Raw genomic sequence first — 26046 nt, forward strand, 5'->3', positions numbered from 1 at the left:
AGATGACCCAGGACGCACCGTCGGTGATTTGCGACGAGTTGCCGGGCGTGACCTTGCCCCACGGCCGCTCGAACGCGGGTTTCAGCTTGGCCAGCGTATCGGCCGAGCTGTCGGGCCGCACCCCGTCGTCGTGATCGAACAAAGTGCCGTCGCGAGCGAAGGCCGGTTCGATCTCGCCCGAGAAATAACCGTTCTTCTGCGCCGCCGCCAAGCGCAGCTGGCTCTCGGCGGCGTATTCGTCGGCCTGGCGCCGCGAAATATGAAACAGATGCCCGACCAGCTCGGCGGTCTGGCCCATATTGAGCTCGGTGATCGGATCGGTGAGCCCGCGTTCGAGCCCGATCACCGGCGTGAAGAACGACGGCCGCCAGCCGAGAAACGCCGAGAGTTTGGCGCCGATGCCGCGCGCGGCGAACAGTTTTGCGTACCAATTGACCGCGCTGCGGCTGAACACCAGCGGCGCATGGCTGAGCGATTCCGCGCCGCCGGCCAGCACCAGATCGGACACGCCTTCGCGGATGTAGCGATACCCGGTGTCGATCGACTGCATGCCGGAGCCGCAATTGATCTGCACGGTGAACGCGGTCATCGCCTCCCCCATGCCGAGGCGGAGCGCGGCGACGCGGGCCGGATTCATCTCGTCGGCGATGACATTGACGCAGCCGAGGATCACCTGGTCGAAGGCATCGGGCGCGAACGGCTGGCGCAACAGCAGCGGCCGGCCGCATTGCACGGCGAGATCGACCGGGGTGAACGGGCCGGGCCCGGAGCGCGCTTTCAGGAACGGCGTCCGGCTGCCGTCGATGATGTAAACCGGTCGTGCCATCAGCTTGCAGCCCGCGTCTCGCCCAGTTCTTGAAAGAACTGATGCACCTCAGCGGGTTTCTTGTAGATCGGCGACAGCGCTTCCGGCGCGAAATCGTCGACCTCGATCACCTTGGCGACCGCTTCATGCGCCGCCGCGAGCTGATCGCCCTCGGCCTGGGTGATGACGCCCTTGCTGACCGCCTCTTTCGCGTCGTGAATATGAGCGGCGCGCATGCGCTTGGCGATATCTTCGGCACTGGTGACCAGCAAGAACGCCTTTTCCAGCCGTGCGATGCCGCCGTCATCCTCGACATGCGACAGGTCGGGCGTCAGGCGATCGCGCGCCGCTGACGGCTCCAGTATCAGTTGCGCGCATTGATGGACCACACGATCCGAAGGGCCGAGCACCCGCGCGCCGAACGGCTGGATCAGGAATTTCAGCACCACGGCGACAAACCTGTTGGGCAGATTCGCGAATATTTCCGCGAAACGATTCTCGATGGTGCGAAAACCGCTCGCCATGCACCATTCAAGCGCGGCGAAATCGGCAGCCTGACGCCCCTCGTCCTGCCAGCGTTTCAGCGCGGCCGAGAGCAGATACAATTCGGATAGAATATCGCCGAACCGCGCCGACAGCATTTCCTTGCGTTTGAGCGCGCCGCCCATCGTCAGCAGCGCCATGTCGGCGCATAGCGCGAACGCCGAAGAATAGCGCGAGAGCTGGCGATAAAATCCGGTCGCCTCCGCGGCATCCGGCACGACGATGAACATCCCGCCGGTCCAGCTGCGGCCCCACGCCCGAAACAGCGTGACCACGCTGTGGCCGACATGTTTCCAGAACGCCGTGTCGAAGGCATCCAGGCCCTTGGCATGATCCGCTTCGCCCAGCGCATTCATTTCCTGCAGCAGATAGGGATGCGCGCGGATCGCACCCTGCCCGAACACGATCAGATTGCGCGTCAGGATGTTGGCGCCCTCGACCGTGATGCCGACCGGCACCGAACGATAAAGATTGCCCATGTAGTTCTGCGGACCATCGATCACGGCCTTGCCGCCATGCACGTCCATCGCGTCGTCGATCGCGATCCGCATCCGCTCAGTCGCCTGCAGCTTCATGATGCCGGAGATGACGGCCGGATGATGGCCTTCGTTGAGCGCCGCACAGGTCAGCCGCCGCGCTGCATCGAGCAGATAGGCGGTGCCGGCGATACGGGCGAGCGGCTCCTCGATCCCTTCGAATTTGCCGATCGAAATGCCGAACTGCTCGCGGATCCGCGCGTAGGCGCCGGTGGTGCGCGCCGCGTAAGCGGCGCCGGCGGCCGACAGCGATGGCAGCGAGATGCCGCGTCCGGCGGCGAGCGCCGTCATCAGCATCTTCCAGCCCTGGCCGAGACGCGCCTCGCCGCCGATGATGTAGTCCATCGGAATGAAGACGTCCCTGCCCCGGTTCGGGCCGTTCTGGAACACCTGCATCGCCGGCAGGTGACGATGCCCGATCTCGACGCCGGGAAGATCGGTCGGGATCAGTGCGACGGTGATGCCGAGTTCGTCGCTGGTGCCGACGAGATGATCCGGATCGTAGGCCTTGAACGCGAGCCCCAGCAGTGTTGCGACCGGGCCCAGCGTGATGTAGCGCTTGTGCCAGTTGAGGCGCAGCCCAAGCACTTCGCGCCCCTCGAAATTGCCCTTGCAGATGATGCCGCTGTCGATCATCGATGCGGCGTCCGAGCCGGCCTCGGGGCTTGTCAATCCGAAGCAGGGAATGTCGCGGCCATCGGAAAGCCGCGGCAGCCAGCGTTCCTGCTGCTCCCTGGTACCAAATCGCATCAGAAGTTCGCCCGGGCCGAGCGAATTCGGCACCATCACGGTGACGGCGGCGGTGAGCGAACGCGACGAAAGCTTGCGAACGACTTCCGAATGTGCGTAAGGCGAAAAGCCGAGCCCGCCAAATTTCTTCGGAATGATCATGCCGAAGAACTTCTTGCGCTTGATGTAATCCCAGACTTCGGGTGGAAGGTCGCGCCATTCCCAATTGATCTTCCACTCGTCGAGCATTGCGCAGAGCTCGTCGACCGGACCCTTAAGGAAAGCCGCCTCCTCTTCCGTCAGCGTCGCCGGCTTCTGGTCGAGCAGTTTCGACCAGTCGGGATTGCCGGTGAAGAGGTCGGCGTCCCACCAGACGTCGCCGGCCTCCAGCGCCTCGCGCTCGGTGTCGGACATTGAGGGCAACACGCCACGTGCCCAGGAGAAGATCGGCTTGGTGATGTAGTCGCGGCGGAAGGAGCTCATGGCGATGTCCTCTTGGTCGGCGCTGGCGGCGCCATGGGAGAGCTACGCATAAGCCAACAGACGGCTTTACCTTAGCGGAATGAGTGAGATTTGGTTGATACTTCGCATCGAAAATAAAGCGAAATTGATTCCAGCGATGCGCATGGCCGATAACGGCGGCAAGCCGGGTCAGTTCCGAAACATGATCAGTAACTTAACGCTAATACCGCAGGACTGACCTTCATCGCGGGGAGCGCAAGCAGGGTTGCAATCCAAAAGTGCCGCCAGCCTGGATCGCCTGCCTTGCGCCAGCAATGAAAAAGGCCACGTCTTGCCTTCAATCCGGCCGCGTCATCTCGAACATGGCATCTTGCCGGATGACGAAATAGTCGCCCTTGCGGCCCGCGCGAACGATCGGGCGGGCCAGCGCAGTCTGATAGACGCCGTCCTTGATCATGGTCTTGTCGATGTGGACGGCAACGACCTCGCCGAGGGTGAGCCAGGCGTTCGCCTTGGTGCCGTCGGCACCCTGCAATTGAACGATCTGCGCTACCTTGCATTCAAACGAGACCGGGCTTTCGGCAACGCGCGGAACCTTCACGATCCTGCAAGGTGCGGGCGTCAGACCAGCGATCGCAAATTCGCTGACCTCACGGGCAACATGCGCGGCCGTGGCGTTCATCTGCTGCGCAAGATCCATGGTGGCGAGATTCCAGACGAACTCGCCGGTCTCCTGCATGTTGGCGACACTGTCCTTCCACGAGGTCGAGGAAAAGCCGATGATGGGAGGGTGATAGCAAAAGCCGTTGAAGAAACTGTAGGGAGCCAGATTCACGTTTCCCTTGCCGTCGCGCGAAGAGATCCAGCCGATCGGTCGGGGTGCGATGATGGCGTTGAACGGGTCGTGCTTCAGCCCGTGGCCGTTGCGCGGCTCGTAATAATGCAGATCCTTCGGGCTCGAAGCGTCCACGTCGCTATTCCCCTGCTTCCCTGGAAAATGACTATTTTCGCCCACGCGGCGCCAGCGCAACCAGGATGAAGTCGATCATCTGATCGATCGACGGTCCCGGCTTCTTCTGGGACTGGGCGATCATCTGCGGATGAAAGTAGGCAACCAGCGCGTGGCATGTGCACATCGCAGCCAGCGGAATGTCGGCTGCCTCGAATTCACCCGACGCCACACCTTGCGCAATCACGCCTCCGATCGTCTCGATGATGGTCTGAATATGCGCCATGCAAACTTCCCAGCTCTCCTCCATGGCGATTTCGACCATCTCATGCAGCTTGGAATCGCCGATATAACGCTCCGAATTCATGCGATGGATGGTCGTGAGCAGTTCGCGCAGCCGCTCCGGCGCTGGCCCCGGCCTGGCCAGGATGACGTGACCCGCAGCTTCCACCTCGCCCATCAGGCTGCGGCAGACGCCCTCGTGGATTGCCTTCTTCGAATCGAAGAAGCGGTACACGTTGGCAGGCGACATCCGCAGCGCCTTGGCGATGTCGCCGACCGTGGTCTTCTGGTAGCCGATCTCGCGAAACAGCCGCTCTGCCACCACGAGAATGCGTTCCCGGGTGTCCGGCTCAATGTGCTCCGAGACCAGTGTCATGTCTGTGCTCAAATCAGCTTACTCGATTCTTCGTTCGGACATGATCCCCTTCAAATATTTCGGATCATGCCGGAGTGTTCAATTATTCGGCAGCCGCAGCAAGCGGAAATACGGGCTGGGGCCTATCAGGATGCTGCGGCGCAAGATCAACATGCTCACTTCCATTGCTTTCTTCAAGGCTCTTGCGGAACCAAAGTGCATAGAGGCCCGGCAGATACAGCAAGGTGAGGAAGGTCGCAACGAACAGGCCGCCCATGATGGTGATCGCCATCGGGCCCCAGAACGCCGAGCGTGACAGGGGGACCATGGCCAGGATCGCGGCGAGCGCGGTGAGCACCACCGGGCGGGCCCGCCGCACCGTGGCCTCGACGATGGCTTCGCGCCGCGTCAAGCCGTGGGCGACGTCTGTCTCGATCTGATCGACCAGGATCACGGTGTTGCGCATGATCATGCCGGCGAGCGCGATCAGCCCGAGCAGCGCCACGAAACCGAAAGGCTGGTTGGCGACGTTGAGGCCGAGCGAGGCGCCGACAATGCCGAGCGGAGCGGTGAGGAACACCAGCGCCAGGCGCGAGAAGCTCTGCAGCTGGATCATCAAAAGCGTCAGCATCACGATGACCATCACCGGAAACAGCGCGAAGATCGAAGCGTTGCCCTTGGCGGATTCCTCGAAAGCGCCGCCCGGCTCGATCCGGTAGGCAGGCGGCAGGTGATCGCGGATTTCCTGCAGCTTCGGCCAGATCTGGTTGGTGACGTCGGGCGCCTGCACGCCATCGACGACGTCGCCGCGCACGGTGATGGCCATGTCGCGGTTGCGCCGCCAGATGATCGGCTCCTCATGGGCATATTCGATTTTGGCGATCTGTTGCAGCGGCACGGCAACCCCGTTGCGCGAGGTGACGGTAAGGTCGCCGACACGGCCGAGGTCGAGCCGCTCGGACGGTACCGCGCGCGCCACCACCTCGACCTTCTCAATGCCGTCGCGCACGGTCGTCACCGGCGCACCCGAGATCAGCATGCTCAGCGCCTGCGAAACGTCCTGCGGCGTCAGTCCGAGCGCACGGGCGCGGTCCTGATCGACGACGAGTTTCAGGTAGGGCGACTGCTCGTTCCAGTCGAACTGCGGGTCCTTGATATTCTTGTTCTGCTTGACCACGTCGCGCACCTTGTAGGCGATGTCGCGGACGGTTTGCGGATCCGGCCCGACGACACGGAACTGGACCGGGAAGCCGACCGGCGGGCCAAAGTTGAACCGGTCAACCCGCACGCGCGCTTCGTTCAGGATGCCCTGGTCGACCGCCTTTTCGATCCGGTCCTTGATGCGCTCGCGGGCCTCCACGTTCTTGGCGACGATCACGATCTCGGCAAAGGCCTCGTTCGGCAATTGCGGGTTGAGCCCGAGCCAGAACCGCGGCGAGCCCTGACCGACATAGGCGGTGTAGGTGGCGATGTCCCGATCGCCCTTCAGAAGCGCCTCGGCCTTCTTCACGGACTTCTCGGTGACGTTGAACGCGGTGCCTTCGGGCAGCCGCAACTGCAAGAACAGTTCAGGCCGCTCGGAAAGCGGGAAGAACTGCTGCTGGACGTGACCGAAAGCAACCACAGACACCACGAAAACGCCGACGGTCGCCAGCACGACGGACAGGCGGTGATTGACACACCATTGGATCACGCCGCGCAGGGCGCGATAGAAGCGGGTCTCGTAGACCGCGTGCGGATCGTGGTTGTGGTGAACTGCAATATTCGGCAGCAGTCTCACCCCGAGATAGGGCGTGAAGATCACCGCCACGAACCAGGAGGCGACCAGCGCGATCGCCACGATCCAGAAAATGCCGCCGGCATATTCGCCGACCGCGGAATTGGCAAAGCCGATCGGCAGGAAACCTGCCGCTGTGACCAGCGTTCCCGTCAGCATCGGAAAGGCGGTGGATTCCCAGGCAAAGGAAGCCGCGCGGAGACGGTCCCAGCCCTGCTCCATCTTCACCACCATCATTTCGACCGCGATGATGGCGTCATCGACCAACAGCCCAAGCGCGATGATCAGGGCACCGAGCGTGATGCGATGCAGATCGAGCGACATCGCGTTCATCACGATGAAGACGATCGCGAGCACCAGCGGCACGGACATCGCCACGACGATGCCGGTGCGCCAGCCGAGCGCAACGAAGGAAACGAACAGCACGATCACCAGCGCCTCGATGAAGGAATGAACGAACTCGCCGACCGCGTGCTCGACAACTTTGGGCTGGTCGGCGATCAGATCGACATTGATGCCTTGCGGCACCGCCTTCATGAATTCCGCGGTCGCATTGGCAACGTCCTTGCCGAGTTCGAGGATATTGGCGCCCTTCTCCGTGACCACGCCGATGCCGATCGCGGACTTGCCCTCCTGGCGCACGACGAAGCTCGGCGGATCGACGAAGCCATGTGTCACGCTCGCGATATCGCCCAGGCGAAACACGCGGCCATTGCTCTCGACCGGCGTCTCCGCCACCGCCTTGGCGCCGTCGAGCGCGCCGGTGACGCGCAACGGCACGCGCTGCGAGGTGGTTTCCACCGTGCCGGCCGGCACGACGTTGTTCTGCCTGGCGAGCGAATCGAACAGCGCCTGCGGCGTGATGCCGAGGGTTGCGAGCTTGGCATGCGAGAATTCGACGAAGATCTTCTCGTCCTGGGTGCCGTAGAGATCAACCTTGGTGACGCCATGCACTTTCAATAGCCGCTGGCGCAGGCCTTCGGCGGCCTTCTTGAGCTGGGCGTAGTCGGCGCCCTCTCCCGTCATCATGTAAAGGATCGAGTCGACGTCGGAGAATTCGTCGTTGACCACGGGACCGAGCACACCTGAAGGGAGCTGGCCCTGCACGTCGACGAGCTTTTTGCGCAAAAGATAAAACAGATAGGGCACGTCCTTTGGCGGCGCCTGATCCCGGAACGTGACCTGCATCGCCGTGAAGGACGGCTTCGAATAGGTCTGCACCTTCTCGAAATAGGGCAATTCCTGCAGCTTCTTCTCGATCGGGTCTGCGACCTGCGACTGCATTTCGGCGGCGGTGGCGCCCGGCCAGATCGCCGAGACGTTCACCACTTTCACCGTGAAGTAGGGATCTTCGCCGCGGCCGAGCCGCTGGTAGGAGAAGAAGCCGGCGACACCGAGTGCGACGATGAGAAACAGAACGAGCGCGGGATGGCTGACCGCCCAGGCCGACAGATTGAAGCGCTTCATCACAGGTCTCCCTTGCCGGTATTGATACCGAGTGCAACCGCATCGGCGGTTTGCCCCCTCTCCCTTGGGGAGAGGGTTGGGGTGAGGGAGTGAGCTCTATCGATAAAGAGTGCCCCCTCACCCGGCGCTGCGCGCCGACCTCTCCCCACGGGAGAGGTGAAGTCGCAATTGACATGTTGCCAGCTCATCGCACTCTCCAGCCTCAGAACGACAGCGACGACACCACCCTCACCTTCTGGCTGGGGTCGAGTTTCTGCACGCCGAGCGCGACGATCTTCGCGCCTTCCTCCACGCCGCCCGAAATGACGACGCTGTTGGTGTCGTAGGATTTGACGGCGACCGGCTTCAGCGTCACGTCGCCCTTGCCGTCGACGACATAGAGCGAGGGATCGCCGCCCTGGCTGTACAGCGAAGACAGAGGCAGCCGCGCCACGCGTTCGGTTTGCGGGTCGGCGAGCGAAAGCGTTGCGGTCATGCCGAGTTCTACACTGTCGCCGGCACCGGGCAGCGAGAATTTGGCGAGATAGGTTCGCGTGGCCGGATCGGCCGACGGCGCGATCTCGCGCAACTTTGCCTCGTATTTCTTGTTCGGCTCCGACCACAGCGTGACGGTGGCAACGCCATCCTTGGCGCGACCAACCAGCGTTTCGGGAATTGCGACCACCGCTTCCTTCTCGGCAAAACGGGCGACGCGAATGGCCGCTTGCCCCGCCGCGACCACCTGCCCGGGATCAACCAGGGTCGCGGTGACGACGCCACGGCTGTCGGCAAGAAGCGTGGCGTAGGAAAGCGAATTGCGGGTGAGGTCGACCGAGCGTTCGGCGCGGTTGAGGCGCGCGCGTGCCTCGTCAGCGGCGGCCTTGGCCGAATCGAGCTGGGCGTCGGTGGCCCAACCCTTGGCGCGAAGGTCCTTGGCGCGCTGCTCGGCCGCACCCGCCTGCGCCAGCACGCCAGTCGCGGCACGGAATTCGGCCTCCGCCTGCTCGGCCTGCAATTTGAGATCGACCTCATCGAGGGTTGCCAGCGGCTGGTCGACATCAACGGTCTGGCCGACGTCGACCAGGCGGCGGGCGACCTTGCCGGGCACGCGGAAACCCATGTCGGCCTCGATCCGGGGTTTGATCGTGCCGACAAAGCTTCGTTCGGGCGATTCCGCCTCATAATGCACCGTGGCGACCAGGACCGGCCGGCTCGGGGCCGCCCTTTCGGCGACGGAATCGTCGCAGCCGGCCAGACTAATGGCGATCGCCGCCAGCGACAATCCAGCTAACAACTTGGAATAGCTAGATAAAATTGAACGGGCCAACATCGGCACACTCCTCCTGCCTTAAGCTTGTGACGAGTGTTGATTATGAACTGATGAATGTCAATATTCGTCATCAATCATGAAAGCGTGATCATCAGGACAAATTGCCGCGTTGCTTTGCGAGCTGAGCCGCCGATCAGACGGATCTGGAATGCGCGCCCGTCATTTCGCTTGGGCTGCGCCGGCGAATTCGGCGCTGGACTCATGGCGGCCGGCAAACACCAGAATGCCCCCGATCAGCGGCAGAACGGCGAGCACCAAAAGACCCGTCGAGGTGCTCCCGGTCGCTTCCTTGACCCAGCCGATCAGATACGGGCCGCCGAAGCCGGCGAGATTGCCGATCGAATTGATCAGGGCGATGGCGCCGGCCGCCGCTGTCCCCGAGAGCCAGGCGGTCGGCAGGGTCCAGAACACCGCAAAGATGCAGAAGATGCCGATCGCCGCGCACGTCAGCGCCACCATGGTCGCAGTCGGATCGGTGAGATAGCTGGAAACGGCGAGTGCGAGTGCCGTGAGGAAGAACGGCGCGCCGACATGGAAGACGCGTTCGCGGCTCGCATCCGAATGCCGCGCCCACAGGATCATCGCGATGGTGCCGTACAGATACGGGATTGCGGTGACAAAGCCAGTCTGCGCATTGGTGAGGCCGAAGGCTTTCACGATCTGCGGCAGCCAGAACTGCATGCCATAGAGGGCACCGACGAAGCCGAAATAGATCAGCGACAGCGTGATCACTTTCGGCGAGGACAGCGCCTCGCCAAGCGTGAAGCGCCTGACCGCCTCTTTGGCCGCGATCTCGGCATCGAGCTTGGCCGCAAGCCAGGCCTTCTGCTCGGCGGTGAGCCAATTGGCGTGCTCGGGTCTGTCGGTCAGATAGAACCAGGTAACGATGCCGAGCAGGACCGAGGGCACCCCCTCGATGATGAACAGCCATTGCCACCCTCTCAGGCCCATCACGCCGTCGAGCCCGAGCAAGAGTCCCGAGATCGGCGCGCCGATCACGGTCGAAACCGGAACGGCGATGGCAAACGCCGCCAGAAACCGCGCGCGATATTCGGCCGGATACCAATAGGTCAGATAAAGGATGATGCCGGGGAAAAATCCGGCCTCCGCCACGCCGAGGAGAAAACGCAGCGTGTAAAAGCTTCAGACACCGGACACCAGCGCCATGCATGCCGAAATAATGCCCCAGGTCACCATGATCCGCGCGATCCAGCGGCTGGCGCCGAACTTTTCCAGCGCCAGATTGCTCGGCACTTCGAAGATGAAATAGCCGATGAAGAATATGCCGGCGCCCCAGGCAAAGACGATCGGCGAGAACTTCAATTCGGCGTTCATGGTCAGCGCGGCGAAGCCGAGATTGACGCGATCGAGATAGGAAAAGAAGTAGGCCAGCACCAGAAACGGAATGAGCCGCCACGAGATCGCGCGGATAGTGGAGGCCTCAACTTCGCTCCTCGCGGCGCTCAGGGCAGTGACGGTGGCAGCGGCTATGCGTTTCCCTCTCCAGATGGCGGTGATGCGCTTCGGCGTCGGGTTGAAGTGCCGCCTCGCGGCGCCTCCGCTCTAGCATGATTACGGACCGCCACGTTCCGCCTTTGTCACGAAACGAAGCGTGTTTTGCCGTAGCGCCCTCGGCTCCCGATCAGCCTTCGAAGCCGCAGAGCGGCTGCTTGTTCGGAGCCCTACGCAGCGGCCGCTCTCGACGGACACGATGCTCTTGGAGCACCTTAATACCGTCGTAACCTTTCTTTTTTACCTTGCTATCCTAGGTTGAATCCACAATCCCGTCCAACCCGTTTCGGCAGAGGCTTGCTCAATGCGGTTCCAATCGATCGCGCGCCTGGCAATGCTGGGCATGGTCCTGCTCTTCGGCGCCACAGGTGGCCTGACCTATTTCACGAACCTGCGCCTCGGCGAGGCGATCCGCGCGATGGAGCGGCAGGCCGTCTTCAAGCAGCTCGGCGACGACCTCGGAAACGCGTCGGACTACCTCACCAACGAGGCGCGCCGGTACGTCCAGTTTGGCGGGAAGGAGCACTTCGATAATTATTGGCGCGAGGTCAACGAGACGAAAACACGCGATCGCGTCGTGGGTCGCCTCAAGGAACTCGACGCGCCCGCCGCCGAGCTCGGCCTCATCGAACAGGCGAAAAGGAACTCCGATGCCCTCATCGCCACCGAGGACGCCGCGATGAAGGCGGTCGCTGCCAAGGATTTCGATAAGGCGCGTCACCTCATGTTCGACGCTACCTATGACCGTGACAAAAAGCTGATCATGGACCCGATCGGCAAATTCCGGGACACGATGAACGACCGCGCCGCGCGCGAGGCGGCTGAGCTGCGCGCCTCGGCCGACGGTTTTCTCCTCGCGACCAACATCTTCCTGGCCATTACCGCCGTCGTTTCGATCGGCATGTTGTACCTTGTGGTGCTACGCGGCATGGTCCGGCCGCTCGGCGCCATGTCGCAGGTCATGGCCAGACTTGCCGAAGGCGAGAGGGAAATCGCGCTGCCGCAGCTGACGACCAAGGGAGAGGTGGGCGACATGATGAAGGCGATCCGCGTCTTCCGCGACAATGCGCAAGAGGTCGAGCGGCTCGCCTCCGAACAGGCCGAGGTCAAGCAAAAGGCGGAGGAGGGCCGCCGCGCGGCCATGTCCGGGTTCGCCAACGAGTTCGAACGCAACATCGGCGGCATCGTCGAGACGGTCGCGACCGCGGCCCACGAGATGCAGAAGACGGCGCAGTCGATGCTGCACGAAGTCGAGCACAGCACCGCCAGGGCGAGCGCCGTCGCCGCCGCCGCCGAGCAAGCGACGACCAATGTCCAGACCGTCGCCTCGGCGGCGGAGGAGCTGTCGAACGCCATCGACGCGATCGGCCGGCGCGTATCGCAATCCTCAAAGACCGCGGCGCAGGCCGTCGAGGAGGCGAGCCGGACGGATGTCGCGGTCGAGAGTCTCGCGGAGGCGGCGAACCGCATCAGCGAGGTGGTGAACCTCATCAACGAGATCGCCAGCCAGACCAATCTTCTCGCCCTCAACGCGACGATCGAAGCGGCGCGCGCTGGCGAGGCCGGCAGGGGTTTTGCGGTCGTGGCGAGCGAGGTCAAGGGTCTCGCGACCCAGGCGGCAAAGGCGACCGACGAGATCAAGACCCAGATCAGCAGCATTCAGACCACGACCGGGCAGGCGGTTGCCGCCATCCGCAGCATCAGCGGTACCATCTCGGGGATGCACGACATCGCCGTCGAGATCACCGCGTCGGTTGAGCAGCAGGGCGCCGCTACCCAGGACATCGCCAGCAATGTGAGCCAGGCAGCGCGTGGCACGACCGAGGTGTCGCGCAACATCGTCGGCATCACCGACGCCTCACGCACCGTCGGTTCGGCGGCGAGCCAGGTCTTCGAGGCGGCCGAGCGCCTCACCCGGCAGTCGGAACTTCTGCGCGACGAATTACGGAATTTCACCGCCACGGTCCGCGCCGCCTAGCCTTCGCGCCAGCGATCAGGCGGATTTGTTGCTAATCGGCGGCATGTTTAGAGACCGAAAGCGTTCCGCGGATGACGCTTCCGGACGAGTTGCTCGCGTCTTCTTTCATCGGAAAGCCGGCTCCCGAAAGATATGAGCCGATACAACACCTTAATACCGGCGTAACCTTTCTTTCTTACTTGCTACCAGAGATTGAACCAGCGATTCGTTTGAACGTGGGGCCACGCATGTCCTCGAGCCTGGACGCCCAAACCCGATTCGTGGGAGTCAGAGCCGCCGTGGCAGTCGCGGTTGTTGGCATCGCGCTTTCGGTCGGTCAGGCGATCGTCGCCCGGGGCATCGAGGACGGCCGCATCAACGCGCATTTCAGCGGCATGGCCGCCAATAGCGCCCAGAACTTGAACCGCACGTTGCTGGCCACGCTGAAATCCGTCGAAGGGGTCGCGGCGCTGTTCGGAGCGGTCCCGGCGACCGATCGCGCAATCTTCGCTCGGTATGTCGAACCCCTGCTCGCTTCCGATCCGACCTTGTTCAACCTTATCTGGGCGCCGCGCGTGCCTTCGGCCAAGCGCGCCGAATATGAGAGCGCGGCGAACACCAAGGGCGCCACGGATTTCGTTTTCACGGAGCGGGACGAGGCCGGCAAACTGAGACCCGCAGGACAGCGGAGCGAATATCTGCCGGTCTATATGCTGGAGCCACTCGGAGCGAACCGGGCGGCGCTGGGATTCGATCTGCTGTCGGAGCCCGTTCGGCGCGCCGGGGCGGAGCAAGCCCCCGACTCCGGCCACGCCGCCTTCAGCGCGCCCTTCGACCTCGTGCAAGGCGGCCGCGGCCTCGTCACGTTCTTCCCGGTCTATGAGATGGGCAAGCCCGTCAATGACGAGGCGCAACGCCGGAGTGCGCTCGCCGGCTTCGGCGTCGGCACGTTTCGCGCGTCAAAACTCATCGAGGTGATGGCCCGGGATTATGTGCGCCAAGGGGTTGATTTCTGGGTGTTCGATACGGCGGCTTCATCCGCGCAGCTTGTGCATGCGGTGATGGCGGACGGCTCCACGCCGCCCAAAGACATGGCGCCGGATGCCGCGCCGCTGCATCAGGGTTGGTTCTTCGAGGCCGGATTGCAGATCGCGGGGCGGCCTTGGAAAGTTCTTTTGCGACCGACCGCCGAGACCATTGCGGCCCAGCGCGGGTTTGGTCACTGGATTCTGATGATCCTCGGACTCGTCGTCACGGCGGCGTGCAGTATCTTCACCAGGGTCATTCTGCGCCAGAGGCATATTCGCATCGCCGATGCGGCCAGGGCGGAGGCCGAGCGCGCCGCCACAGAACGGCACGCTCTCGAAGAACGCGAGCAACAGCGTACGCGGAACGAGAGCGAGCGGAAACAGATGCTCGAGCGCCTGGCGGTCAGCTTCGAGGGAAGCGTCGGCGGCGTGGTCTCGGTCGTCTCCGATGCCGCGCAGGCGTTGCGCGGAAACGCAGAAGGCCTTGCCGGTGGGGCGCAACAGGTCGCGACGGAGGCAAATGCCGTCGCTCAGGCCGCAGCGACAGCCGCAGAGAGCGTCGAAACGGTATCCGCAGCGACCCAGCAATTGTCAGGCGCGATCAGTGAGATCGGCCAGCAGACCCGCCGCGCCGATGAAGTCTCGCAATTCGCAAGGCAACAGGCCGACGGCGCCGCAGCCACGATGCAGGGATTGGCGGGCGCAGCGCAGCGGATCGGCAGTGTCGTGCAAATCATTGCCGATATCGCCAGCCAGACCAACCTCCTCGCCCTGAATGCGACGATCGAGGCGGCGCGTGCCGGTGAAGCCGGCAGAGGCTTTGCCGTTGTCGCCTCCGAGGTCAAGTCGCTTGCCAATCAGACCGGGAAAGCGACAGACGACATACAGAGCCAGGTTGCGGCGATCCAAGGCGAGATCGGCGGCGCGGTCGAGGCGATCTCATCGATTGTCGGCACGATCGGCGATGTCAGCGGGATCACGGCGGCGATGGCCGGGGCGATCAACGAACAGGACACGGCGACACGGCAGATCGCCGGCACCATCGGGGTCGTCGCCAATAATACCGGCACGGTATCCACGAGCATCAGCCAGGTTCTCTCGGTGGTGGAGAAGGCCAAAGCCGACTCGCTCGCGATCTTGCAATCGGCGAACCAGCTTGCCGGCGAGTCTCGACGGCTCGACGACGAAGCCAATCACTTCATCTCCGAGCTTCGCCGAGCGTGAGCCCGAGCGGCGGCGTCGCATCTCATTCCGCAAGTTGAAAGCGCTCGAAGCGGTGCAGCTCTTGCTCGATCCGGCGCTTGAAATCCTGACGCGAGCCTTTTTTCGCGCCGGCACCGACCCAGTTCCACTTTTGCAGGAGCAGTTTTCGCTTCCGTCGATCCGTCTTGAGATCGAGCGCGGCGACGATCTCGTCACCGACCAGAACCGGCAGAGCGAAATAGCCGAAGCGGCGTTTCTCCTTCGGCACATAGGCCTCGAAGCGGTGCTCGTAGTCGAAAAAGAGATGCGTCCGCTTGCGCTGGATGATGAGGGGATCGAAGGGCGAGAGGATGTGCACGAGACCTGTGGCCGCAACGCCTGCCGTCTCCAGCGTCTCCGGCAACGCCCAATGCTCCTGCTTGCCGGCGCCCTCGATTGCGACCGGCACCAGCTCCTTGCGGCGAACCCGTTGCTTGATCAGTTGCAGGACCTGCGGCTTGCTTGGCGCATCGAGATGACAGATCGAATCGAGACTGACGAGGCCTTGTGCGCGCAGCGCGCGCTCAAGCAGATAGAAGGTGATTTCCCGCACTGAAGCGGGCTTCGGCGGCTTGTCCCAGCCGAAATGCCGCTCCATGAGCTCGTAAGTCTTGAGCATGCCGTTGCGTTCGGAGATCGTGAGCGCGCCGCCGTAAAACGCGAGCTGCAGCGCCCGCTTCGACGGCTTGCGGCTTGCCCACAGATGCTGCTTGTCCACCAGCTCGTCGTCCTCGATGTCGCGGATGGTGAGCGCTCCGCCTGCCCTGATCAGGCGCATGACCTTGCGCATTTCCTCTGGCTTCACCGAGGAAAGCCATCTATGGCCTTCGCGGCGATGACGTCGCATGGCGGGAATGAAAAAGCGCAAATCCCTGGTCGGGACGTAGGACAAGGCGTGGGTCCAGTACTCGAACACGCTTTTGTCGGCGCTCTGCGCCTGGCGCAAATCGGCGCGGCAATAGGCCGGGATGCGGTTCCAGAGAATGTGATGGTGACAGCGCTCGATCACGTGAATGGTGTCGATCTGCACATAGCCGAGGTGCTCGACTGCCGCTGCGGTCGCTTGCGGCCCCTCGCCGAATGGCGTCTCGGTGTCGAGCCGCTGGGCGCGCAGCCAGATCTGTCTGGCTGCGGCCTTGTTCAGAAGGACGGGTTTATCGTTGCGCGACATCACGGGGCAATGTACCCGGATTCGTCCGTTTACGAAGATTCATTCCCGAAGGATTGATCTAAAGGCGCACCACGATCTTGCCGCCTGCTTCGTTTGATTCCATCAGTCGATGGGCTTCGCGAATCTGCTCGAATCGGAAGACCTTCGCGGGCCTGGCCTTGTAGGCACCGGAGGCTGCGCGATCGACGATGCCCTGAAACGGGATTGCCGAGAGCGGCACTTCGGGCGTGCCCAGCGACCAGCTCACAAAGCCGCTGAAATGAACGCCGGCGTGCGGCATTTGAAACAGCGGATTGAAGTCCGGAATGGATGCCACATGGTCGAGCAGGCCGACCACGCAAGCATGGCCGCCCCGGCGCGTCATGGCCAGCGAATCGAGCACGGTCGAGTTGCCGATCACATCGAGCACCGCATCCACGCCGTTCGGATGAAGCTCGCGCACGCGCCTGGACAGTTCCGCCTGTTCGACCAGCACCTCGCTGGCGCCCAGTGATTCAAGCGCCTCGCGGCGGCGGGCGTTTCGTGTGGTGGCGATCACCCGCGCGCCGAGACCGACGGCAATATTGATGGCGGCCTGGCCAAGCGAGGAGGTCGCGCCGCGAACCACAAGCGTCTGTCCGGGCAACAGGCCGAGATTTTCGCGCACGGCGCTCCACGCCGTTGCATAGGATTCCGAAATCGCGGCGAAATCCTCCCACGGCAGGTCGGTGGCGATCGCAACGACATTGGTTGCGGGGATGTTGACCAGTTCGGCATAGCTGCCGTTGATGAGGCGGCCCATGCCGCCCATCAGACCCGCAACCTTCTGGCCGGGAGCGAATCTGCCGGCGGGATCCGCCTTGACGAAACCGACACACTCGATGCCGGTGATTTCGGCGACATCGCCCCATGCGCCCGACCGCATGTAGGTCTCGGCGCGGTTGAGCCCGAAAGCCCTCACCTCGACGAGGACATGACCGGATTTGGGCTGCGGGTCCGGCCGTTCCTCGATGCTGAGAACGTCCGGCTCTCCCTATTCCTTGATAACGATGGCACGCATGATTGAGCTCCGTGTCGGGGTTTTTGACAACGCCGACACGTTGACCGATTGCAATATCGGATAAAACAATGTAATTCTGATAATCTTCATAGGATTATTAAATAATGTTCGAGGGCGTCACCCTGCACCAGCTGCAATGCTTCGAGGCAATCGTCAGAGAGGGCAGCTTCCAGGCCGCGGCCGAAAAGCTTTCGCGCGCGCAGCCGAGCGTCTCGTCCTCGGTGAAGAACCTGGAGAACCAGTTGCAGCTCACCCTGCTCGACCGCAGCGGCTACCGCGTCACGCTGACGGAAGCGGGACGCTCATTTTACCAACGAACGCGTCTGTTTCTGCAGGAGGCAAAGCGGCTCGGCGATCATGCCGCCCAACTGGCGATGGGCGAGGAAAGCGAGCTCAGGGTCGTGATCGGCGACCTCTGTCCGCTCCCCGAAACCCTCAGGCTTTTGCGCAGCTTCTTTGATCGCTGTCCCGGCACCGGGCTGCACCTTCACTTCGAAGCCATCTCGGGCCCGTGGGAACGCCTGTTCGAGGACGAGGCGGACCTCATTTTCCACCACATCAACAAGAGCGATCCGCGTCTGGAATTTGTCGATCTTGTTGCGGTCGAAGTCGTGCCGGTGGTGGCCCCCAATTTCCTCGCCTTTCCGATCTCGAAATTGATGACGCCCGAGCAAATGCGCGACTACGTGCAGTGCGTGATCCGTGACACCGCGCGCCATTCGAAACCGGCCGATTATTTTCTGATCGAGGGCGCAAGAAGCTGGACCGTGAGCGACCAGCTGATGAAGCGGGAGCTTATCCTTCAAGGCATGGGCTGGGGGCATATGCCGCGGTTCATGATCGAGGCCGATCTGCGCGCCGGTAGCCTGATTGCGATCACCGGCCACTATTTCAAGGGCGGACGACGTGAAGTGGTCGCGGCGAGGCGGCGCGATACGCCGCATGGTCCTGTCGCCAACCGGCTGTGGGAGTTTATCGCCGAACAGACGGCAAAATTCGCGCCGGCAGTGAGTTGAGGATCATTGTTGCCACCCCGCATCAATTCGCATCATCCTGGGCCGGCCCAGAATTCCTCTCACGTAAGCATTGAGGCGGGGCCAGCGATCGACATCCAAGCGGCTCCAGCGGCTCGCAGGCGAAGCATCGTAAAGACGCGACCGGCCGGTGTTCGGCATCGAGCCCTTTTTCGGCGATAAAGGCCAAAACCTTCGGCGCGCCGGGTGCCAGGTTGAACCCTGGACTATGATTGCGAAACGATGGCTGAAGAGGCCGAGTGAGGCAGTTGATCGACGATACGAAAGCGGCGTGGATGCTTGTACCTTGCCAGCTTCGCGGCCAGCGCTTGATTGATGTGGTCGACGAGATCATCCACCGGAACGCCAGCCTCCGGTACGAGGTCGGCAACCACGGTCATGCCCCATTCCTTGCTGGGCTCGCCGACGACGCTCACAGCGGCAACTCCGGGGACCTGCGCGATCGCCTCTTCTACTTCGGAAGGATAGATATGGTAGCCGGTGTTGATCATGCGATCCAACCTGCCTTGGTGAAACAGATAGCCAGCATCGTTCACGCGCATGAGATCACCGAGCGAGCACCAGCCGTCCGGGTCGGCATAGTCCTTGACCGTCATTTCGCTGGCCACACACAACTCCCCGTAATCGGACGCGACGCTGTCGCCCTGTCGCAATTTCGTCCTGACCCCGTCGATCGGTCGGCCGCAGCTTGCCGCCAGTTCGTCGTCGCCGGCAAGGATGGCGCGGTGCTCCTCGATACCAAGCGTCGATATCGGCCAACCACCTTCGATGCGACCGTAGCCCTGCGTCAGAACGCAACCGAAGCATCGCATGGTCCGCCGGATTACGTCCGGTGGAACGGGCGCGCCGCCATAGATGAGATGACCGAGCGAGGCGCCGGCGCCGGGCCGCTGGATGGCGGCATCGACCAATCGGCTCATCATCGGCGGTACCAGGACGGTCGTGGTTACCCGATGGCGATCGATCGCCTCGAGAATCGCCGCCGCATCAAATGTCTCGGCCAGTACCTGCGGCAATCCCATTTCGAGAAAAGGAAAAGTGCCGACGAAGCCGGTGCCGTGCATGATCTGCTGGGCGGCCAGAAAGCACTCGTCCCCTCCAAGCCAGCGACCAAAGTGACCGGATTCGTAGAGATCGATGTTGGTGCGCATCGTCGCGCGCCAGTTCGCGTACGATACCGGGATCGCGTACAGCTGGCCGAGATTGACGGCACGTGGGTATAACAACAGGGTCTTGTCCGGGGACACCTTGGCCGCGGGCCAAGTCGGTGACCCCGATAGCGGCGTGTCATCGTCATGGATCAGCGAAGGTGTTTCCAGAACCATGGCGTGTGCGCGATCGGCGACCACAAGATCGACGCCGGCCGCGGCAAAGACCTCCTTCGCCTCCGCTGGAGGCGCGTGCGGATCTACCGGCACGCGTGTACCGCCAATCCATTCGACGGCCAGAAATGCCTCCACTGCCCGGAGGCTGTTGCGATACCAAAGCCCTATTTTTCCGCCATAAGCACCGCGTGCGATGAGCGCGCCGGCGACGCGATCGACGTTTTCGAGCAGTTGCCGCGCGGTACGCGTCCGGCCCGCCATGTCATGTAGCATCACCCGGTTATCAGCACGGATAAGCGCCGCCCTGATCTCGTTGCCCGCACGTATCATGGCCGCTTCCCGTCAAATCGCAGCAGCAAGGCGTTGTTGCAGCACCTCGCGCTGAACTTTTGCGCCGCCGAGGACCGTGGGAAGCTCCGGTACAAAGACGATGCGCTTTGGAACCTCACATGCGGCAAGCCGCGATCGCGCCGTTTCCAGAATCTCCTGTTCGATTGCCGGTGTGGCCGAGACGTTCGGTTTGAGCAGAATCGCAGCAACCACATCCTGGGCCCCGGTCGCGCCGATTCCCACGACGCCGCAATGCGCTACCGTATTGTGCCGCAGCAGGGCCGACTCGACGACATGCGGATAGACCACGCCCGCGTCCGTGTGGATGCGATCCTTGGCGCGATCGAGGTAGTAGAGAAAACCCTCCTCGTCGAGATAACCGATGTCGTTCGGCCGGAACCAGCCGCCGGGAAGAAATGCCGCGTCCGTTTTATCGGGCAGGTTCCAATACTGGCTTGTGGACATTGCGCTTCGCACCACGATTTCGCCGACCTGCCCCGGCTTGAGCCGAATTCCGTGCTCGTCGACGACCGCCATCTCAAAGAATGGCGAGGCGTTCCGGCCGACGCTGGCCAAACGCGCCGGGTTTTCCTGCGCCTCATGCCAGGTCAATCGCGTTGTTGGCGCGCCCTGCTCGGTCGAACCGAAGCCATGACACCACACCGGACCCAATGTCGCAGTAACCGCTTGCAACAGCTCTGGCGTCGCAAAGAAGATGACCATTCTTCGCACGCTGTGCCTGATACCGCCACGGGCCCCGACCAACTCGAGAATCGGCGGCAACATCGGCGCCGGCACGAAGACACCCGTAACACCCTCGTTGACGATCGTATCGATAATCCTGACCGGATCGAACCGTTGATCGTCCAGGATGATATTCTTCGCGCCGCGGAGCATGTACGGCATCAGCGTCTGGGCGCCGCTCGCCCATTGCAGCGCGTGAATATGCAGGTTGACGTCCTCCGGGTTGACGCTAGCGACGCCCGGACCGAAAGTGTCGAGGTGCTCAAGGTTGTGGGCGATCAACCCACGCCACGCGCGGTGCGTCACGATCCAGGGCTTGGGAAATCCGGTCGTGCCGGTGGTGAATTGGATGGCGCAAATTTCGCTCTCGTCCGCGTCGAGCGCCGGATCGTCGGTCTCTCCCTCGCTCATCAGCGTTTCGTAAGCGATCGCCCAACCCGGCGGGTTCGGACCGATTGCCACAAAAAAGCGCACCGATTTCATATCCGCCTTGTGCGCTTCGAGCGCAGCAGCGAAGCTCGTATCAAAGAAGAGCACGGTAGCGCCCACGTCGTTGAGGGTCCGCGCATGAATCGCCATTTCGAAATGGGTGTGCATGGCGACGCGTGCCAAGCCCCATTGCTCCAGGCCGACCCACAACTCCACGAGCTCGACGCGGTTGTGCGACAGTACAGCAACCCTATCGCCCCGTCCGATCCCGCGACGCATGATGGCGCTACCGATTCGATTGGCCGCTTCGCGCAGCTGACGGTAGGTTAGCGACCGCTGCGCCGATTGCACCGCGATCCGGTTGTCGAACTTCGCTGCGGCTCGTTTGAAATGCCCACCCAGCTCGATTTGCATGACGTTCCCTCCGCGGTTTCCGCCTCGATCGTTGGCGCGGAGGTTACGTGGGGGAGTTTTGAGAAAAAGGATAAAATTGCGAAAGACACTGTCCGATTTTCTAACAAAGATTCGCGGCTGCCGCGCGACGATCCCGCGCCTCGCGCGAATCTGGTTCAGCGGAGCCTCGAAGCGGATTTCCGGCGGCGGCCCGCGCCGGCCCTGGTCTTGCGCGACGAAGTCAATTCGCTTTTGCCGCGCGGCTTGGCATGGATGGCCAACTCGATCGCCGCCTTCAGCGCGGGCGCTTGTTTCTCGATATACCGCCACAGCCGGTTGGCGACCGGGCCGTGGGGTCTGTCAGGCCGGCGCGCCGCAACGATTTCGCCCTTACCGCCGCGCAAGTGTCTTCCCGCAATCGAGATCAGACGACCATCCCGCAATTCGTCGGCGACCATGAATTCCGGCATGTGGCCCCAGCCCATTCCCTGCATGATGGTCTGCTTCTTCATCAACTGATCGTTCACCCTCCAGCTGCGGGCTCCCTCGATCAGATAGTAGTCACGCGACGGGAAGTGCCGCGCGGTATCGCGGATGACGCACTGGACCAGACCGCGCATTTGTTCCGGCGTGATCCGATCGGAAACCGGGAAAGGCAGGAAATTCGGCGCCACGACCGGAACAACGTTGCCAGCGAACAGATCGATGAATTCAAGGCGCGGATCGCTCTTGTCGATATGATGGATGATGAGGTCCGCCTCGTCATCGAACAGCCGCTCCCACGGACCGGCAATCGCCTCGAAATGCAGGTTCAGATGCGTCGTGGGGCAGCTATCGAAGAATTGGCGCAAGAAGCCCAGCACCTCCGGCAATGGACAGGGATCGCCGATGACGATTTGCAGTTCGCTTTCCTCACCCATCGCCAGCTGACGGGCATGGTTTTGCAGCAGGCTGAGTTCATGCAGGAAGACGCGCGTGCGGTCATGGAAGGATTTGCCGGCCTCGGTCAAGGCCACCCGATATCCGTCCCGGTCGAGCAGTCGCAGCCTGAGGTGGCTTTCCAGGTTCTTGATCGAGGTGAAGACCGTCGAATGGCTTCGTCGCAGTTTGAGCGCGCCTGCCTGGAAGCCGCCTTCGGTCACCACGGCGTCGAAGCAAAGCAACTGGTGAAGCGTCAAACCGTCCATTTTTCTGCTTCCTCGACAAAGTTTCCCGGAATTTTGTGATTTTTATCAAAATTTTCCCGCCCGAGGTAGAGGGCACCGGGTAGCTCGCGGTTTGTGACGTCACCGCGGAGAAACAAAGTGATCAGCCTTGCGTGCGAAAGCATAGCGAGATCCGGCGATGGACCACGGCCAGGGCGAGGAAGCCAGACAGCTTGCCATCGAAACCCGAAAAGTGGTGCGGCGTTGAGCCGAAACCTGCTAGTCGGTCACGGCTTTGCCTTGTCCCCGATGGTGCCCGTCGCAATCTCCGCCTCGCACGCGGCCTTGCCGCGTTGCGGCGCCTTGCACCTGTAAACGCTGCCGGTAAGCCGGTCGATCAGCCAGACATTGTCCTCGGCCGTGCTCTCCAGGCCGACAAATCGCGTTCCCACCGCCGTCACCAGCGTGGACAGCAGGATCGAAGCGGCAATGATGGCCGAGCCGATCAATACGGATACGGAGATACCCAGATTTCCCGGCGCAACGGGGCGCTGCCCCTGGTACTCGTGTCGTTTTGGTGTCTGAAAAGGGGTCAGTTTACTACGCTCGCTCTATTGGGACGCAACTGGATCATAATGCGATTGAGGAGATTCGCATCATGATCTCATCTCTGTTTGAGCATGAATCTTTTCGGAAAACCGGTTTCCACTTTTCCGGATCATGCTCTCGCGATCCGCACCCGAAGGGGCCGCGTTGACGCAAAAGTGGGAACCGGTTTTTCCGAAAAGATCAGCATTAAAGCGCGACCTGGATTCGAGGCGAAGGCGATCGTGCTTCAGTCCTTTTCTTAAAAATGCATCTGGCCAATTTTTTGGCCGCCCGGATCGGCGCCTATTCAGGCTTTGAGTTCTCGGTCTGCAACCTCAGGAGGCCGGCGCTGAAAAATCCCGGCCTTTCCCCGTGCCGCCTTGCCCGCACCAATCAGAGTGACCCAAATCACATTCGCGCAATCGAACCGGCCATATCGTTGAAGCCACCAAACGCTATCAAGCCTAACAGCGAGGGATGACGACCATGACCAGCCTTTCCAGATTTTCCGGTTTGACCGCAATCACGCTTGCCGCCGCCCTGTCGCTCTCGGCTGGCCTTGCGATCGCGGGCGACACCGTTACCGCAGACCGGATCCTGAACGCGCTGCAGCCGAAGCCCGTGACACGCGGCCTCTCGCTTGCGTCGCCGGCCGATCCCGCGGCCAGGGCCAGAGAAAGCAGCTTCATCGACAGCCTGCGCAACAGGGCCACCCGATCGCTCTCGCTTGGCGAGCGCACCGAGATCGCCGACCTCACCCCGACGAAGCCGAGGATCGATCTCGAAATCCAGTTCGACTACAATTCGGCTGCGATCAGCAAGAACTCCGCAGCGGCCGTTCAGGAACTCGGCAAGGCGCTTTCCGATCCGGCCCTCAAGGGTTCGACCTTTGTGGTCGCCGGCCACACCGACGCGATCGGCGGCGATGCCTTCAACCAGGACCTCTCCGAGCGCCGCGCCGACACCATCAAGCGCTATCTGGTGCAGAACTACGGCATCGCCGGCAGCGACCTCGTCACGGTCGGCTATGGCAGGAGCAGGCTCAAGGACGCGCAGCATCCGACCGATCCCGTCAACCGCCGCGTCGAGATCGTCAATCTGGTGACCAAGACCGCGTCGCAATAAGCGCGCTCACGTGCCGCCTGCCCGCGTCCGGCAGGCGGCATGCCGATTCAAGCTGCACCAGCGGCCTTCCGAAGGCGGTGATGTGGCTCAAATCCAGTTCTCGAAAATCATCAGCCGGTTGAAATTCTCCATGGACGTGCCCACGAACGCCGCCGAGATCGGCAGCATGACGGCAAAGGCGGCGCACGCCGCCGCGACGAAGGCCCACAGACACCAGCGCGGACAGTTCTCCCGTCTCAGCAGATAGACCAGCGCGAGGCTCACAAACGTTGCCGGCGGCAGATAGTAATAGAGGAACCCGAGTGTCCGCGGCAGCAACGCCCACGCCAGGTAAGACCCGAGATAAAACGAGACAATCAGGAACGCGTCCCATCGGCGTTCAACGACAAAGTCGCGCAGGCAGACCGCAAGCGCAGCCAATGCCGGCCACAGCACCAGCGGATTGCCGAGCATGACGATCGCCGCAGCGTGATCCTCGTCGGTCTTGTCGAAGAGATACCAGACCGGCCGGATCAGAAACGGCCAGGACGGCCATGAACTCATATAGGTGTGGCCTGCGATCGCGGTCGTGGTGTTGTCGGCAAAGATCCGCCGTTGCGCTTCCAGAATATCGGGGACGGAAAAACCGTAGAGCGGAACGAAGGTCGAGAAATAGACCACACCCGGCACGAGCACGAAGCATGTGGCGAGCTGCCAGAATCTGAAATCCGGCCAGAGATCGGGCCGATACCAGTCTTCCGCATTGGCCTCGCCGAACACGGTGCCCCAGCGTTGCAGCAGGCGGATCACGGCAATGATCGCGATGCAGGTTGCGAGCGCGAACAATCCGCTCCACTTGCAGGCGATCGAAAGACCGGAAAAAAGCCCACTCAGGCCGAACCAGAGGTTTGGCCGCTGCTGGCGAAAGCCTCGCATGAAGGCAGCGATCGCGAACAGGCTGAACGCGAGGGCAAAAATATCCAGCATCGCGATACGCGACTGCACGAAAACCATCTGGTTGAAGAAGGCGATCAGGCTCGAGGCGACCGCCGGTCCTTGTGCGGCGAAAAGCACGAGCCCGCAGAAATAGACGGCAACGACCGCGAGCGCGCCGAACAGCACCCCGGCATAGCGCCAGCCGAGTGGATTGTCGCCAAAGCTCAGGATCGACAGCGCGATCAGTTGCTTCGCCAATGGCGGGTGCATCGGATTGAGCAGCGGCGCCGATGGGTCCGGGGCCAGCATCTGGCGCGCCGCAGGCACGTAATGCACTTCGTCGAAATGGAATTTTTCAGGCGTGCTTACCCCGACCAGAAGGGCAAGATGCGCCATGAAAAATATCATGATGGCGACGATGATGCTTCGGACGATCGAATGATCGGAGACAGAGGATCTGGGCACGTCGTTCACGAAATGATGGCATCGTGCCGCCCAGTCTGGGCGAACCAGATTTCCCTGTCTATTGCATTGGTGGCTCTCGCCCACCCCCGCAATGAACGACCCCCCGGGACAGCCGCCGAGGCCGCCGTGCCCCGGCGGCTACGAACTTTGCGCGCGATTTACTAGTGGTCCAATTCTAACATTCGCATCCCATCGCAGCTTGCACCTTTGCGAATGTTGGAATTACAGGACCACCAGCAAATACAGGATTCTAGAACCTATCTCAAAATTGCGGTGCCGAGTCGATCGGCTATAAAGGGCAGATGATTCGGCTGACGGACGAGCAGTGGGAGCGCATCCGGAAACACTTTCCGGAAGAGCACATTGCTGATGGACGGCCTGGCCGGAAAC

Annotated in this window: 16 protein-coding genes and 2 pseudogenes; 4 read left to right on the forward strand and 14 right to left on the reverse strand. The window is 62.3% G+C overall.

Translation table 11 applies throughout. The features are described from left to right. The 7 genes and pseudogenes from VNX23_RS20120 to VNX23_RS20150 form a co-directional block, all read right to left on the reverse strand. Positions 1-826, reverse strand: a pseudogene (locus VNX23_RS20120) (acetyl-CoA C-acyltransferase); the annotation flags it as partial. Next, the gene (locus tag VNX23_RS20125; protein ID WP_325632845.1) at positions 826-3096 is read right to left on the reverse strand and encodes an acyl-CoA dehydrogenase; all 2271 of its coding nucleotides are present in this window, start codon (positions 3094-3096) and stop codon (positions 826-828) included. The pseudogene VNX23_RS20120 and the gene VNX23_RS20125, both read right to left, overlap by 1 nt. A 316-nt stretch (positions 3097-3412) precedes the next feature. Next, on the reverse strand, positions 3413-4045 hold the full coding sequence (locus tag VNX23_RS20130) for a flavin reductase family protein (protein WP_325632847.1): 633 nt from the start codon (positions 4043-4045) through the stop codon (positions 3413-3415). A 31-nt stretch (positions 4046-4076) separates the two neighbouring features. Then, complete coding sequence (locus tag VNX23_RS20135) at positions 4077-4682, reverse strand: TetR/AcrR family transcriptional regulator (RefSeq protein ID WP_325632849.1); 606 nt, start codon at positions 4680-4682, stop codon at positions 4077-4079. An 82-nt stretch (positions 4683-4764) separates the two neighbouring features. Next, entirely contained in the window at positions 4765-7905 is a 3141-nt protein-coding gene (locus VNX23_RS20140; RefSeq protein WP_325632851.1) for an efflux RND transporter permease subunit, read from the reverse strand. Between the two features lie 202 nt (positions 7906-8107). Next, positions 8108-9214, reverse strand: a complete 1107-nt coding sequence (locus tag VNX23_RS20145; protein ID WP_325632853.1) for an efflux RND transporter periplasmic adaptor subunit — start codon at positions 9212-9214, stop codon at positions 8108-8110. A gap of 159 nt (positions 9215-9373) precedes the next feature. Next, positions 9374-10705, reverse strand: a pseudogene (locus VNX23_RS20150) (MFS transporter). Positions 10706-11030: 325 nt separating this feature from the next. Between VNX23_RS20150 and VNX23_RS20155 the strand changes: the two are divergent. Both VNX23_RS20155 and VNX23_RS20160 read left to right on the forward strand, forming a co-directional pair. Further along, on the forward strand, positions 11031-12704 hold the full coding sequence (locus VNX23_RS20155; RefSeq protein WP_325632855.1) for a HAMP domain-containing methyl-accepting chemotaxis protein: 1674 nt from the start codon (positions 11031-11033) through the stop codon (positions 12702-12704). A gap of 278 nt (positions 12705-12982) precedes the next feature. Then, positions 12983-14935 (forward strand): CHASE domain-containing protein, encoded by a 1953-nt coding sequence (locus VNX23_RS20160; RefSeq protein ID WP_325632857.1) that lies wholly within the window; start codon positions 12983-12985, stop codon positions 14933-14935. A gap of 22 nt (positions 14936-14957) precedes the next feature. On the opposite strand, the gene VNX23_RS20165 is transcribed toward VNX23_RS20160, so the two are convergent. Together VNX23_RS20165 and VNX23_RS20170 are read right to left on the reverse strand one after the other, a co-directional pair. Continuing rightward, entirely contained in the window at positions 14958-16124 is a 1167-nt protein-coding gene (locus VNX23_RS20165) for a winged helix DNA-binding domain-containing protein (RefSeq protein WP_325632859.1), read from the reverse strand. A 58-nt stretch (positions 16125-16182) separates the two neighbouring features. After that, positions 16183-17115, reverse strand: coding sequence for a zinc-binding dehydrogenase (locus VNX23_RS20170; protein WP_414643037.1), 933 nt, complete (start codon positions 17113-17115; stop codon positions 16183-16185). Positions 17116-17267: 152 nt separating this feature from the next. Here VNX23_RS20170 and VNX23_RS20175 point away from each other — a divergent pair, with 152 nt between their 5' ends. Next, positions 17268-18179, forward strand: coding sequence for a LysR family transcriptional regulator (locus tag VNX23_RS20175; protein WP_325632863.1), 912 nt, complete (start codon positions 17268-17270; stop codon positions 18177-18179). A 224-nt stretch (positions 18180-18403) separates the two neighbouring features. Here the strand turns inward: VNX23_RS20175 and VNX23_RS20180 are convergent, their stop codons facing one another. The 4 genes from VNX23_RS20180 to VNX23_RS20195 all read right to left on the reverse strand — a co-directional run bounded on the left by VNX23_RS20180 (position 18404) and on the right by VNX23_RS20195 (position 23072). Beyond that, positions 18404-19852, reverse strand: coding sequence for a class I adenylate-forming enzyme family protein (locus tag VNX23_RS20180; RefSeq protein ID WP_325632865.1), 1449 nt, complete (start codon positions 19850-19852; stop codon positions 18404-18406). Positions 19853-19864: 12 nt separating this feature from the next. Beyond that, positions 19865-21439: a class I adenylate-forming enzyme family protein gene (locus VNX23_RS20185; RefSeq protein ID WP_325632867.1), complete on the reverse strand. Its 1575-nt coding sequence runs from the start codon at positions 21437-21439 to the stop codon at positions 19865-19867. Between the two features lie 155 nt (positions 21440-21594). Next, positions 21595-22605: a LysR family transcriptional regulator gene (locus VNX23_RS20190; RefSeq protein ID WP_325632869.1), complete on the reverse strand. Its 1011-nt coding sequence runs from the start codon at positions 22603-22605 to the stop codon at positions 21595-21597. Positions 22606-22850: 245 nt separating this feature from the next. Then, a complete protein-coding gene (locus VNX23_RS20195) occupies positions 22851-23072 on the reverse strand; it encodes a hypothetical protein (RefSeq protein ID WP_325632871.1) in 222 nt (73 codons plus the stop codon). Between the two features lie 565 nt (positions 23073-23637). Between VNX23_RS20195 and VNX23_RS20200 the strand changes: the two genes are divergently transcribed. Beyond that, positions 23638-24276, forward strand: coding sequence for an OmpA family protein (locus VNX23_RS20200; RefSeq protein WP_325632873.1), 639 nt, complete (start codon positions 23638-23640; stop codon positions 24274-24276). An 87-nt stretch (positions 24277-24363) separates the two neighbouring features. Here VNX23_RS20200 and VNX23_RS20205 read toward each other — a convergent pair whose 3' ends face one another. Beyond that, entirely contained in the window at positions 24364-25599 is a 1236-nt protein-coding gene (locus VNX23_RS20205) for a phospholipid carrier-dependent glycosyltransferase (protein ID WP_325632875.1), read from the reverse strand. Positions 25600-26046: the final 447 nt, after the last annotated feature.

This window comes from Bradyrhizobium sp. (assembly GCF_035570375.1).
Lineage (GTDB): Bacteria > Pseudomonadota > Alphaproteobacteria > Rhizobiales > Xanthobacteraceae > Bradyrhizobium.

What these genes read in the sequence shown, in the direction of transcription:
- VNX23_RS20185 (WP_325632867.1), bottom strand. Translation starts at nt 21,439, where the DNA reads ATGCAAATCGAGCTGGGTGGGCATTTCAAACGAGCCGCAGCGAAGTTC.
- VNX23_RS20175 (WP_325632863.1), top strand. Translation starts at nt 17,268, where the DNA reads ATGTTCGAGGGCGTCACCCTGCACCAGCTGCAATGCTTCGAGGCAATC.
- VNX23_RS20140 (WP_325632851.1), bottom strand. Translation starts at nt 7,905, where the DNA reads ATGAAGCGCTTCAATCTGTCGGCCTGGGCGGTCAGCCATCCCGCGCTC.
- VNX23_RS20200 (WP_325632873.1), top strand. Translation starts at nt 23,638, where the DNA reads ATGACCAGCCTTTCCAGATTTTCCGGTTTGACCGCAATCACGCTTGCC.
- VNX23_RS20165 (WP_325632859.1), bottom strand. Translation starts at nt 16,124, where the DNA reads ATGTCGCGCAACGATAAACCCGTCCTTCTGAACAAGGCCGCAGCCAGA.
- VNX23_RS20145 (WP_325632853.1), bottom strand. Translation starts at nt 9,214, where the DNA reads ATGTTGGCCCGTTCAATTTTATCTAGCTATTCCAAGTTGTTAGCTGGA.
- VNX23_RS20180 (WP_325632865.1), bottom strand. Translation starts at nt 19,852, where the DNA reads ATGATACGTGCGGGCAACGAGATCAGGGCGGCGCTTATCCGTGCTGAT.
- VNX23_RS20125 (WP_325632845.1), bottom strand. Translation starts at nt 3,096, where the DNA reads ATGAGCTCCTTCCGCCGCGACTACATCACCAAGCCGATCTTCTCCTGG.
- VNX23_RS20190 (WP_325632869.1), bottom strand. Translation starts at nt 22,605, where the DNA reads ATGGACGGTTTGACGCTTCACCAGTTGCTTTGCTTCGACGCCGTGGTG.
- VNX23_RS20135 (WP_325632849.1), bottom strand. Translation starts at nt 4,682, where the DNA reads ATGACACTGGTCTCGGAGCACATTGAGCCGGACACCCGGGAACGCATT.
- VNX23_RS20205 (WP_325632875.1), bottom strand. Translation starts at nt 25,599, where the DNA reads ATGATATTTTTCATGGCGCATCTTGCCCTTCTGGTCGGGGTAAGCACG.
- VNX23_RS20155 (WP_325632855.1), top strand. Translation starts at nt 11,031, where the DNA reads ATGCGGTTCCAATCGATCGCGCGCCTGGCAATGCTGGGCATGGTCCTG.